13 protein-coding genes are annotated in these 12536 nt (G+C 46.9%); 11 read left to right on the forward strand and 2 right to left on the reverse strand.

Annotation, left to right across the window (positions count from 1 at the left end; all coding sequences use genetic code 11):
* The first annotated feature begins 35 nt into the window (after positions 1–35).
* From HMPREF3144_RS03360 to HMPREF3144_RS03395, 8 genes are all read left to right on the forward strand, one after another.
* Positions 36–1442, forward strand: coding sequence for an efflux transporter outer membrane subunit (locus HMPREF3144_RS03360; protein ID WP_070476458.1), 1407 nt, complete (start codon positions 36–38; stop codon positions 1440–1442).
* Positions 1443–1551: 109 nt separating this feature from the next.
* Positions 1552–2310, forward strand: a complete 759-nt coding sequence (locus HMPREF3144_RS03365) for a pyridoxine 5'-phosphate synthase (RefSeq protein ID WP_070470550.1) — start codon at positions 1552–1554, stop codon at positions 2308–2310.
* 18 nt (positions 2311–2328) lie between these two features.
* Positions 2329–2922, forward strand: a complete 594-nt coding sequence (locus HMPREF3144_RS03370) for a nitroreductase family protein (protein ID WP_070476407.1) — start codon at positions 2329–2331, stop codon at positions 2920–2922.
* 117 nt (positions 2923–3039) lie between these two features.
* Positions 3040–4161 (forward strand): high-affinity branched-chain amino acid ABC transporter substrate-binding protein, encoded by a 1122-nt coding sequence (locus HMPREF3144_RS03375; protein WP_070476410.1) that lies wholly within the window; start codon positions 3040–3042, stop codon positions 4159–4161.
* Positions 4162–4411: 250 nt separating this feature from the next.
* The gene (locus tag HMPREF3144_RS03380; protein ID WP_036558313.1) at positions 4412–5542 is read left to right on the forward strand and encodes an MlaE family lipid ABC transporter permease subunit; all 1131 of its coding nucleotides are present in this window, start codon (positions 4412–4414) and stop codon (positions 5540–5542) included.
* A gap of 2 nt (positions 5543–5544) precedes the next feature.
* Positions 5545–6369 (forward strand): ABC transporter ATP-binding protein, encoded by an 825-nt coding sequence (locus tag HMPREF3144_RS03385; protein WP_036558315.1) that lies wholly within the window; start codon positions 5545–5547, stop codon positions 6367–6369.
* Positions 6370–6386: 17 nt separating this feature from the next.
* Positions 6387–7325: an MlaD family protein gene (locus tag HMPREF3144_RS03390; protein WP_018026196.1), complete on the forward strand. Its 939-nt coding sequence runs from the start codon at positions 6387–6389 to the stop codon at positions 7323–7325.
* On the forward strand, positions 7319–7933 hold the full coding sequence (locus tag HMPREF3144_RS03395; protein ID WP_036558320.1) for an ABC-type transport auxiliary lipoprotein family protein: 615 nt from the start codon (positions 7319–7321) through the stop codon (positions 7931–7933). The genes HMPREF3144_RS03390 and HMPREF3144_RS03395 overlap by 7 nt, the downstream gene beginning before the upstream one ends.
* Positions 7934–8040: 107 nt before the next feature.
* On the opposite strand, the gene HMPREF3144_RS03400 is transcribed toward HMPREF3144_RS03395, so the two are convergent.
* Entirely contained in the window at positions 8041–8298 is a 258-nt protein-coding gene (locus tag HMPREF3144_RS03400; RefSeq protein WP_018026194.1) for a hypothetical protein, read from the reverse strand.
* Between the two features lie 230 nt (positions 8299–8528).
* Between HMPREF3144_RS03400 and HMPREF3144_RS03405 the strand changes: the two genes are divergently transcribed.
* From HMPREF3144_RS03405 to djlA, 3 genes are all read left to right on the forward strand, one after another.
* A complete protein-coding gene (locus HMPREF3144_RS03405) occupies positions 8529–8909 on the forward strand; it encodes a hypothetical protein (RefSeq protein WP_070476412.1) in 381 nt (126 codons plus the stop codon).
* Between the two features lie 155 nt (positions 8910–9064).
* Positions 9065–11101: a UvrD-helicase domain-containing protein gene (locus tag HMPREF3144_RS03410; protein ID WP_070476414.1), complete on the forward strand. Its 2037-nt coding sequence runs from the start codon at positions 9065–9067 to the stop codon at positions 11099–11101.
* 38 nt (positions 11102–11139) lie between these two features.
* Positions 11140–12105 (forward strand): co-chaperone DjlA, encoded by a 966-nt coding sequence (djlA, locus tag HMPREF3144_RS03415; protein WP_070476416.1) that lies wholly within the window; start codon positions 11140–11142, stop codon positions 12103–12105.
* Between the two features lie 61 nt (positions 12106–12166).
* Here djlA and HMPREF3144_RS03420 read toward each other — a convergent pair whose 3' ends face one another.
* The gene (locus HMPREF3144_RS03420; RefSeq protein ID WP_070476418.1) at positions 12167–12526 is read right to left on the reverse strand and encodes a hypothetical protein; all 360 of its coding nucleotides are present in this window, start codon (positions 12524–12526) and stop codon (positions 12167–12169) included.
* Positions 12527–12536 lie beyond the last annotated feature (10 nt).

Here is a 12536-nt window from a genome sequence, read left to right on the forward strand (position 1 = left end):
TTGTGAAAAAATTATCAATACTCAGTGTCAGTCTGATGTTGGCAGCTTGCTCATTGAATCCTAAGTATGAGCAACCGCAGGCACCCGTTCCGTCAGCGTATCCTGGCGCCTCGGCGGCGCTGCCGGCTGGTATGCTTAGTGGTGCCGATCTGGGCTGGCAAGAAGTCATCCGTGAGCCTCGTTTGCGGGCATTGATTGAATTGGCGCTGGCAAATAATCGTGATATGTTGATTGCGATTCAACGGGTTGAGGAGGCGCGTGCGCTGTATGGTGTTCAGCGTAGTGACTTGCTGCCGCACATTGGTGCAACCGCTCAAGAAAGCGCGCAGCGTCTGCCCCCAGATATGCGTATGCCTGGACAGGATAGTATTAGTCGTACCTATAGCGCGGGTTTGGGAATCACCGCCTTTGAGCTGGATTTTTGGGGTAGAAAGCGTAGTTTAAGTGAGTCGGCCTTTGAGCAGTATTTAGCGACTGATGAAGCGAGAAAAAATGTGCAGTTGAGTCTGATTTCTCAAGTTGCCTCTACCTATTTTACTTGGCGCACTGCGCAAAGTCAGCAGGATCTGGCGCGTCGTACCATTGATGCCTATCAAGCGAGTTATGATTTGGTGAATCGTCGCTTTAAGGCAGGGGTGGCTTCTGGTTTAGAAAGAAATCAGGCGCTCACTACCTTGCAAGCTGCCAAAGCTGCCCTAGCCGCTGCTAATCGTCAGGTGCAAGTGGCGTCAAATGCCCTCGATCTCTTGATTGGACAGCCGCAGCCAGCTGGCCTACCGGCAGCGGTGCCTTTTGCTGCGGATAATTTAATTGCTGAGATTCCGGCAGGCGTGTCTTCCACTCTCTTAATAAGACGTCCTGATATTATTGCCGCCGAGCATCAACTAAAAGCAGCGAATGCTCAAATTGGTGCAGCACGGGCAGCGTTTTTCCCTAGCATTTCCTTAACCGGTTTATTAGGCACCATCAGTCCGCAGCTAAGTGGGCTGTTTGATCGCCAAACTGAGACTTGGTCATTTAATCCGAGTATTAATTTACCAATTTTCACCGCTGGCGCATTACGCAATAATTTAAACTTAGCCGAGGTGCGCAAAGAAATTGCCATTCTCAATTATGAAAAAGCCATTCAAAACGCCTTTCGTGAGGTCTCTGATGCACTAGCAGGTGAAGCCACTTATAAAGAGCAGTTGGATGCCTTGCGAGAGCAGCAAGCGGCAGCTTATCAGAGTCTGAATTTATCTGAGCAACGTTACCAAGCCGGTGTGGATAGCTTTTTACAGGTGCAACAAGCGCAAATTACGCTATTTAATACGCAACAGAACTTTTTACAGCTTGGTTTGGCTTCATTGATGAATCGTTTAGAGCTATATAAGGCCTTGGGTGGTGGTTGGACTGCTACTACGGTTACTCGCTTAGCAGTGCCGACGGCTGAGGCTGAGTAAAAGCCGGCACATTAAAAAAAGTGCGTTTTTAATGTCTAAAATAACTGGCTAAATCCAAGCATGTGTTTGGATTTAGCCTTTGTGTGGTTATAACTATTGTGGAGTCTTCATGGATTTAGGTGTTAATATTGATCACGTTGCGACACTTCGTCAACAGCGCAATGTCGCTTATCCCGATCCGATTCGAGCAGCCTTATTAGCCGAAGAGGCTGGCGCCGATGCCATTACGCTGCATTTGCGCTTTGACCGTCGTCATATTCAAGATGCGGATTTATATAAAATGCGTCCATTACTGCGTACGCGCATGAATTTAGAATGTGCTATTACCGATGAGATGTTGGATATTGCGCTTGACGTAAGGCCGCATGATGTGTGCTTAGTGCCTGAACGAGCAGAGGAGTTAACCACTGAGGGTGGCTTGGATGTGGTGACTCGTTTTGATGAGGTAAAGCATGCGGTCGCACGCCTACAGGATGCCGGTATTCGCGTGTCACTCTTTATTGACCCAGAGGAGCGCCAAATTGAAGCGGCGGCCCGTACCGGTGCGACTGTGATTGAAATTCATACCGGCAATTATTCACAAGCCACGGAAATTCCTGCCGAGAGTGAGCAGGCGGCGGCTAAGGACGAGATCGTTGCCAAGGAATTAGAGCGTGTACGTCTGGGAATGGTAGCAGGTCTGGGCTTGGGTCTTAAGGTAAATGCCGGTCATGGCTTACACTATAGCAATGTGCAGAATATCGTTGCCTTGGGTGGTTTTAATGAATTAAATATTGGTCACGCCATTGTTGCTCAAGCCATTTTTGATGGGTGGGAAAAGGCCGTGCGCGATATGAAGGCGTTACTTAGAAGCACGGCCTGTGTTTAATTTGATAGGGAGATTAAGATGGTCGATCAGACAGCAGCTATTGATTTGCTACTTAAGCGCAATTCGATGAAGTTAGTGCAGGCGCCGGGCCCTTCGGACGAGGAACTGGCGACGATCCTGCAGGCCGCCATGACGGCCCCTGATCATGGGGCCTTGCGTCCGTGGCGTTTTAAAGTGATTCGCGGTGAGGAAGCGGTGCAGCAGTTTGCAGAGCTTTCTTTTAAGCATCGTCAAGCCTCAGCAATGCCCTTTACTGAAGAAAAGTTAGCCTCTAGTAAAGCTTGGCTTGCTGATGTGCCTTTGATCATTGCCGTTGCGGCCCAAATTAATCATCAAGTGATTGAGAAAATCGACGAAACGGAGCAATTATTGGCGACAGGGGCGGCCATGACACAAATTCTTAATGCGTGTCATTTCCTAGGCTATGGCGCCTTTTGGAGTACGGGTATTGCGACCTATATCGAGGATTTTCAGACAGCGATTGGTTTTGATCCCTTGGACTATCGCTTTATGGGCTTTATTGCGATTGGTACCCCCAAAATGGCGATTCCTCAAAAAGAGCGTCCAAACTACCAGGACTTTACGACGCTGTGGACTGGCTCAGGGAATTAAGCGTAGTCTTTAATGGTAATTACTGACTGCATTTTTTCTAATTTGTCGTTATGCTACAAGTTATTTTAACAATCTATAGTTTAGATCTTAAGTAGTTTTGTTGGAGGACGACATATTATGAAGAAACCTTTCCGTTTATCAGCACTTTTTGCAGCGACCGCTTTATCATTCGGTTTGGCCGCTTCCGCTCATGCTGAAGTGGTCAAAATCGGCTTTGTAGGTCCTATCACTGGTCCTTTGACGCAATATGGTGATATGGTACTTGAGGGTATGAATACTGCGATTGAGGCAGTGAATGATGCTGGCGGTATTGATGGTAATACTTTCGAAATCGTGCGGGTAGATGACGCATGTGAGCCTAAACAAGGTCCAATCGCAGCGAATAACATCATCAACCAAAAAATTGGTTTTGTGGTCGGTCCAGTGTGTACCGGTGCCACCGTTGCTGCGGCGAGCATTCTAGATGAGCAGGGCGTGGTTACGATTACGCCGTCCGGTACGGGTCCAGTGATTACCGATGATAAGAATTTCCACTTTATTTTCCGTTCCATCGGTCGTGATGACCAGCAGGGTCCTGCGGCGGCCGAGTACATCATCAATGTTGCTAAGCCTCAGCGTTTAGCGGTATTGCACGATAAGCAGTCTTATGGTCAGGGTATTGCCGCTTCTGTGCGTGATGAAGCAAAAAATGCAGGTATCAATGTGGTGATGTTTGAGGGTATTAATGCCGGTGAGTCTGATTACTCTGCGATCTTAACCAGTATGCGTTCAAATGACGTTGATTTTGTGTATTTCGGTGGCTATCACCCTGAGATGGGTTTATTACTTCGTCAGGCCAAAGAGCTTGGCTTTGAGGCACCGTTTATGGGTCCTGAGGGTGTAGGTAACCCTGACGTAAATGCGATCGCCGGTGATGCGGTTGAGGGTATGCTCTTAACCTTACCAGCAGACTACTCGGCTCGCCCTGAAAACGCTGAGATTGTTGAGGCTTTCAAAGCCAAAAACCGTAATCCTTCTGGCGCTTTCCAGTTGACTGCTTATGCGGCTACCCAAGCTATTCTTAAGGGTATCGAAGAAACTAAATCCACCGATCCTGAGAAAGTCGCTGATTGGTTACACGCCAACAAGGTATCCACTGTATTAGGTGATATTAGCTGGAACGAGCAGGGTGACTTAACGGAGTTCGTGTTCGATGTGTTTAAATGGCATGCTGACGGTTCTAAGTCTTTAGCTAAATAATTTATTAGAACGCAGCATTTAGTAGTATCAAGGCACTTGGGTGGTTTTGCTGTCCAAGTGCTTTTTTATGTGGCATCGACATAGGATGTCGTCTGCTTGCAATCGATTATCTAAGTATTGTTAGCCATCGCCCATCCCTTTAGCTCAATTGACTGCATAGGCATCTATTTTGTAATGCGCCGCTCAAAGCATTTTTAATGCACGGGTTTTAATATAAAATGAGCTATTAAATTATTAAGGCGATAAGGGATTGGATACAGTTTCTTCATATTTTAAGCAAGCCTCTCAAGGGCATTTGTCAATTACTGGTGAATGGGTATTGGCAAATTTCGGCGAGCTAAAGCAGTTAAAGTCGGAGCTGCGTCAGGCCTTGGACGACGCTGAGACCATCGATTTTTCCGAACTGCAGCAGTTAGATACGAATGGTGCCTATCTACTGGTGAAGTATTTAGGCGCAGAGCGTATCAAAAGCGCGTTGGATGATGCTTCACTTGCGCCGGCATTTCGCGCTTTATTAGCGGTGGTTCAGCAAAGTATCACTGAGGCAGGCGAGCACCAGCCCGAACTCAAACAGCACAGTGCCATCGCCTTATGGTTAGATCGTATGGGTCGACGCACCCTTGATGCTAAGAACGAGGCGGTACGTTGGTTCGCTTTTTTTGGCATGGTGCTAGAGGGTATGTGCCTTAACTTTTTACAGCCTCATAAGTGGCGTTTGACCTCGGTCATCGCTCATATTGATGCCAGTGGCTATCAAGCGGTACCGATTATTTTTCTATTGAATTATTTGATTGGTGCGGTGGTGGCTTTTTTGGGCGCCACCGTGTTGGAGCAGTTTGGGGCGACGATTTTTACCGTGCATTTGGTTGGCTTTGCCTTTATGCGTGAATTTGGCGTGCTCTTAACCGCCATTTTAATGGCAGGACGGACCGCCAGTGCCTTTACTGCACATATCGGTTCGATGCGCTTACACGAGGAAATTGATGCGCTCAAAGTCAGCGGGGTGAATCCTATTCATGTGTTGGTATTGCCGAGAGTAACTGCCTTATTGGTGAGTCTGCCTTTATTGACCTTTATTGCGATTGGTGCAGGTATTTTAGGCGGGATGACAGTATCCATCTTTATGCTCGGTATTTCACCCACCTTATTTGTTGAGATTTTGGTTGATAAAGTCGGTTTGAGGCATTTTTTAGTGGGTATGTCCAAAGCCCCTATCTTTGCCTTAGTGATTGCCACCACCGGTTGTTTAGAGGGCTTTAAGGTTAGGGGTAGTGCTGAGTCCTTAGGTCGACAAACAACCAATAGCGTGGTCAAGTGTATTTTCCTGGTGATCTTGATTGATGCCTTAATGGCGATGTTCTTTATGGAAATGGGGTGGTAGTGATGCAGCAGTCTCAAGTACCCAAGCCAGACCCTAAGCAGTCTAATGATGAGCCCGAGATCGTCATTAGGGTGCGCGGTTTACGCAATCAATTTGGTTCACATGTGGTTCACGATAACTTGGATTTAGACGTTTACAAGGGCGATATTCTTGGCGTGGTGGGAGGATCCGGTACGGGTAAATCAGTGTTGCTGCGCTCCATTGTCGGCCTAATCACACCGGCTGCCGGTGAGGTCACGGTCTTTGGTAAAACCTTAAGTGAACTCTCGGATAAAGAGCGTGATAGCGTTGATCGACAGATGGGTGTACTGTTTCAACAAGGCGCCCTTTACTCCTCCTTAACGGTCAAGGAAAATATTGCCTTTCCCTTGATTGAGCAGTTAGGGATGTCACGCCCTGAGGCTGAGGATTTGGCCTTGATGAAGATTTTTTTAGTGGGGCTATCAGCGGTAGCTGCCGATCGCTACCCCTCGGAGTTATCGGGCGGTATGATTAAACGAGCGGCTTTGGCTCGCTCATTAGCCCTGGATCCGGCCATCTTGTTTTTAGATGAGCCGACGGCCGGTTTAGATCCTATTAGTGCCGCTAATTTTGATGAATTGATCATGACACTTAGAGATGCACTTGGTTTAACCATCTTTTTAGTGACACATGATATGGATACTTTGTATACGGCATGCGATAAGATTGCCGTACTCTCAGACAAGAAGGTGTTAATTTCTGCACCCATTGAAGAAGTAAAAAAAGTTGATAATGAGTGGATTCAGGAGTACTTTAACGGCCCGCGTGGTCGTGCCGCCTACTCATCTCATCAGCAAGAAGAATAGTTTTTTAAAGGTAAGCTATGGAGCCAAAAGCAAGGCATATTTTAATCGGTTTTTTCACCGTACTGATTACCGTGGGTATTGTGACTGCGGTTTCTATCTTAGGTAAAATCACCACTTCTCAGAAGTGGCAGTATTTTATTATCCAGTTCAATGAAAGTGTGAGCGGTCTGTCTAACGGCAGTGCCGTTGAATATAGCGGTCTTAAAATCGGCGAGGTAGAACGACTGGAGCTACAGGCTAATCCTAATCTGGTGAATGCCTATGTCAAATTAAACGAGGATGTTAAGGTACGCTCCGATGTGGTGGTGATGTTATCGCTCGTGGGGGTGACGGGTCAGTCGGTGATTTCAATGTCCGGCGGTAGCCCTGAGGGCATGCTGTTAGAGGGTGATCGTGATGATCGTCCGATTCTCTATGCGACACCATCACCGCTGTCTAAGCTCTTTTCCAGTGGTGAGGGTTTAGCTTCCAGCTTAAGTGAAAGCTTGATTCGCTTCAAGAAGTTATTAAGTGATGATAATATCAATCACTTTGCAGGTATTTTGGCGAATGTGGAGAGTTTTACGGGTTCGCTTGCCGCAGAAGGGGATTCGCTGCAATCAGCAATTCGTGAGGCAGATGAGCTCATGGCTAATGCTAATGAAGCAGTGGCTTTATTTAAAGAGTTTAATTCAAGTGTAAATCATCTATTAAATGAACAGGGTGCTAAGGCGATGGAGTCAATGACCACAGCCATTGATTCTGTGAAGCAAGCCTCGGAAAATATTAAAAAGTTAGTGATTAACTCACAAGGCAAACTATCCAATAGCTTAGAGGGTTTAGAGCAGGTCGGCCCGGCTCTAAATGAGTTTAAGCGTGGTATGAGTACCTTTAATAATTTATTAAGAGATTTTTCAGAAAGTCCGGGTCGCTTTATTCTAGAGGGCGAACAGCTTAAGGAGTACAAACCATGGTAAAACAATCAATAGGTCGAATCATGTTGTTAGGTGCCTTGGCGACCTTAGTCTCGGCTTGTTCAATTATTCCTAAAAGTCCGAAGCTCACGGTCTATCAATTGCCTCAACGGGCGCAGGCAGTTCAATCATCAACAACGCTTAATAAGGTATTGCGTGTGGCCATTCCTTATAGCCGTAACTATTTAGATACCTCGCGTATTGTAGCGGTGACGCCTGAACATCATATGGCTGTGATGGACGGTATTCGTTGGGAGGATTTAGGGCCAATTGTCTTTAGAGATAGTTTAATTCGTGCACTTCGCAGTGCAGGTATTTATCGAGCGGTGATTAATGATGATACGCCCTCAGGGGATTATGCATTACGCAGTGATTTGCAAGATTTTCAGGTAGACCATAGCGTGCAACCGGCGACCGTCGTGATTAGCTTGGATGTCAATTTGACTAATCTTAAAAACCCGAACGAGCCGACGAATACCCGCAGCTTTACTGCGCGTGCAGCTTTAGCGGCGGCATCGGATGAAGCGGTGATTGAAGCCTTTGCTGATGCGAATCAGCAAATTCAGACGCAGATCATTGAGTGGTTAAGCAGTCAACCAAGCGCCAGATAAGTTTGTCGAATGATGGCGGGGGATAGCCTGTGGCAACAGATTAAAGGCGGTGCTGATGAAGCAAGCACCGCCTTAATCATCTGATGCTTTAAAAGAACAAACTCAGACTATTGACACTTAAAGCTAATGTAGTAGGCATCACCCACTGAGCCAGAACCGGTCGGTGCGTGCTGCTGAATATTGGTCGCTTGTAGTGGGGAGCATACACGATTTGCATTGCTTTGGCAGGTGGCCCAGTCCGGTGCTGAGGTCGCATTATCTGAGCATTGAAGACCATAAGAGTTATTATCGCTCAAATCGATTTTGCTGGCGCAGGCTGATAATATGACAGGGACCGCGATTAAGAGTAATTTTTTTAATTTCATAAGTAAAACTCCGAGCCTCTTCTTTTCTAAACAATTGGATTTTATCAATAGTTTAGCTCAAATCCTAGTGATACACGCTGAAAGCGCCGAATAAGCCTTTTTACCATTGGGCTGATGGCACTCGCAAGAAGAGGTTACATTTGCTTGCTAATCTGTTGCTGAATCACTGCTAAGATAAACTATACAATAAATTGTTGTTATCTTTTCTTATCCTTTTAAGGAGCTATCTGATGAAGAAAGTATTACTCCCAGTTTTATCTGCCTTGATGTTAAGTGGTGTTGCTGTGGCTCAGGATGAGGGTCCTGATAATCGCTCTGCTTGGGCCAAATCTCAAGATATGTATGTTGAGCCTACGCTACGTATTACGGAAACCACAATTCCTGTGACGGCTGAGCAAGCAGCTCAACAAAATTTAAATGTGCGTGAAGTACCTGCGGGTACGGCGACTGCGCAAAGCACGACCACCGTGGTTAATCCCGATGGTCAGGTTGTTGGACAAAAAACGGAGCCTGCGAGCGGTGTAGCTGCGCCTGCAGTGGTTGAGCCTGCCGTTACGCCTATGCAGCAACAGGGTGCGCCGGTAGAGGACTTATCTAGACAGGTTAAATAGGTCTTAAGCAACTAAGTCGCAGCCATAGCCACACGGAGCCTGTTGATATGATCAACAGGCTTTTTTGTGGCTGGCTAAAATTAGCCAGCCTTCGCATATTACTCTGCGCATAAGCTAAACTCCTCATGTTGAGGCAAAGAGCGGTAGTTGATGCTATGACAGAAAGTGTAGCCACCGATAGCGTTGCGCAGCAGGGCGAGAGTGCGCATCTTGAGTTGCTCCACGAGCTGAGCGAGGAGCAATATGCAGCTGCGACCAGTGAGGCTGCTGCTACGCTCGTGTTGGCTGGTGCAGGTACTGGCAAGACACGCACCTTAATTGCTCGCTTAGGCTATTTGCATAGCATTGGCTATTTTAATGAGGCAAGGGTCTTGATGTTAGCCTTTGCTAAAAAAGCCGCACAAGAGATGGCGGAGCGTATTGAGCAGTTGCTTCCCAGCGTGAGTGAGGCAGTCGATGTGAGTACCTTTCACAGTTTAGGCTTGCAAATCGTAGCCAGGGTCACAGGGCGTATGCCACGCTTAACTGAGCTAAGCGAGGCAGATGCGTTGTCACACTTTATTCGTCAAGGTTTTTTTGAGCTATGTGCAAGGGACTCAGCGTATTTAAAGGCATATTACAAGTGGCTTAATCTATCCAGTCTTGATAATCTTGCCGCTCAGTCATTGCGTACGCTGAATGATGAATACACACGTCATCGCGGTGAGTGGATATGCGCCAATGTGCTTTATCAATTAAATATCGACTATTTTTATCAGCCACTGTATGCCCGTCCCCATCACTGGACCAAGTATCAATGCTATCGGCCGAGCTTTTATTTAGTCAATGAGGGTATTTATCTTGAGGTCTATGAGGTGGCGGAGCAGGCGCTTAGTGCATCGCAGCTAGCCCATCGCCAGCGGGTGAGTACGCTTCATGCAGCCCAAGGTAGCACCCTAATTGAATTGTTTGTGGATGAGTCCTTAGCAGATTTTTATGCGCATTGCCTAAGGCTACTGAGTCGTCTTAAAAAGCCTGCCAGGCACCAACGCAGGCCACGAGCTAAGTCATTACGACTGGGTCGTTCAGCTTATCATTATGAGCACTTAGTGGCGCAGCTCTGTCGTTGGTTGCCTTTGTTTAAGCATCAGCAGAGTTGGCCAGATTTGAGTCAAAGCCCATTAGCTGATGGGCATTTATTAAATGCCTTATTGGCACCCTTATGGCAGCGTTATCAAGCACATTTAGCTGACACTGGCACGATTGATTATGAAAAAATGATTAGCTTGGCGAGCGATTATGTGCGCTCCGGGGCTTTTAAGGTACCTTGGAGTGAGGTGATGATTGACGAGTTTCAAGATATTTCGGCTGAGCGGGCTGCGTTAATTCAAGCCATGCGTGAGCAAAAGCCCTCGCTGCGCTTATTTTGCGTGGGTGATGATTGGCAAGCAATTTACCGCTTTGCTGGCTCAAACTTACGCTTTACCACCGACTTTGAGCATTATTTCGGTGAGGTGCAACGCTATGCGCTAAGTCAGACCTTTCGCTTTGGTGAGTGTTTAAGTCGAGAGTCCAGCCGTTTTGTGCTACAGAATCCGCTCCAAAGTCGTAAGGCCCTATATGGGCAAGCAGGGCATCAGCAGCCCTTGGTCTTATGTTGCACCAAGGAACTGACTGAGGGGGCTTTGCTAGCAACGATTTATGAGTTGATTCAACGGGATGCGGCGGGGCGTTTAACTGGGGGTGCCCAAGAGCGCTCCACGGTGTTATTGTTATCACGTTTTCATCATTTTTTACCCGCCGCCAAGACCATGCAAGCGTGGTCGCGGCAATTCCCCAAGTTGGCGTTGTTGCAGGGCACGGTGCACGGGGTCAAGGGCAATGAAGCGGATTACGTGGTGTTATTAGCGATGAATCAGGGGGAGTTTGGCTTTCCTTCGACAAAGCAGAGCGATGCATTAGTTGAGTACCATTTGCCTCCGCCTGAGGACTTTCCTTATGCAGAGGAACGGCGCTTATTTTATGTGGCTTTGACCAGAGCAAGGGAGCAGGTTTATTTAATTTATGATGAGGATAATGCCTCGGTGTTTATTGAGGAGCTCAAAAGAGATTACCCTGTTTTACACTTAAAAGAGTTAATGCAGCAAGCAGGATTACTTAAAAAGCCTCAAAAAAAGGCATGGCAGCGGCTTAATATTTTCAAAGTTAGGTAAAATAGAGCCCATACTTCTTTTGGAGCCGCTTCTCTGCCATGCGATTTATTATTTATTTTCTGATTTTTGTCTATTTTTCTAGTAACTATGACAGTTTTTTTATCGGCCTATTAGCCGCTATTGGCACAGCTTATGGTTGGCGCTACTTAAAAAATCGCATGCAAGCCTCTGAGCCTACAGCAGGCGCTCGCTCTTGGGGTGAAAATACATGGGGTAAGCAGTCCACACGAGGCGCTGCTTCCTATGATTTTGGTCGGGGTCATATACGTTCAGCTATTTTCCCAAACGAGGTATTTACGCCAATTTCATTTTATGTGGCTGCTTTGTTTTTGTGTTTAGGACGTATTGCTAAGGCAAAAGGGGTAGTACACGAAAGGGATATTGATTTAGCCAATCGGGTGATGAACCAATTGCGCTTACCTGAGGCTTTGCGGAGTGAGGCCAGAAAGTATTTTAATCAGGGTAAGGGCTCAAGTTTTTCCGTCTCGGATCTGGTGCTGGAGGTAAAAAAGCAGTTTATTGCTTTTCCAAACTTCCAACGTATGTTTTTTGATATTTGTTTGAGTGCGGCGATTTTGGATGGGCGTATCATCGCTTCGGAAAAAAGCATTATTCGAGATTTATTCCCTTTAACCGGGGCGCGTCCGGAGCTGTTTGATGATTTTATTGGGCAGTTTGAACAAGGCGCAGCCTTTGGTCAAGAGCGTGCTCATACAGGCTATGGCGATCATGGGCAATCACAGGGTCGCTCATCACAGGACCAAGGTTGGGGGCGTGCGACCAAATCAAAATTGGCAGAGGCCTTGGCAACCTTAGGGGTGACGGAAGATGTGCAGCAGGATGAATTAAAGCGTGTGTATCGTCGCTTAATTAATCAATATCATCCAGATAAATTGGCTGGTCAAAACTTACCTGAGGGCTTAGTTGAGATGGCCAAGGAAAAAACGCAGCAGATTATCTCATCCTATAACTACATTATGGAGTATAAGGGCTGGTCGCGTTAAGGCAGTATGTACTCGTCGCTGCTAAAATTGCCTCAGCGACAGCTAATCAGGTGGCTTTGGATTAAAATGCTGATGACTCTTCGTTGTAGGCGAGTGCCGCTAAGGCCGCTGCGAGTATCTCGCCGGAGGCGCAGAAAAACACCAGCGTATCCCCGTCATTTGCATTATCCAGTATGCTGCTGATCTCATCCTCGGGATCGTTTAGTTCATGTAGCTCAGCCACATGTACAGAGCCCATTTCAAATCGCTCCTCCGGCAGTATCTGAGGGATCAGCTCATAATCAGTAGCGGCGATCACAAAGCATAAAAAGAGCTGGCTGCCCTCGATATTGGCGCGTAACTCTAGGCCGATATCCTCAAGCGTGTCGCCCTGGTGGGCACTGATATGACGATGGAATGTTGTGCTTAAATAGTCTTGCATAATCTAGTCG

The organism is Oligella sp. HMSC05A10 (assembly GCF_001808335.1).
GTDB classification, from domain to species: domain Bacteria; phylum Pseudomonadota; class Gammaproteobacteria; order Burkholderiales; family Burkholderiaceae_B; genus Oligella; species Oligella urethralis.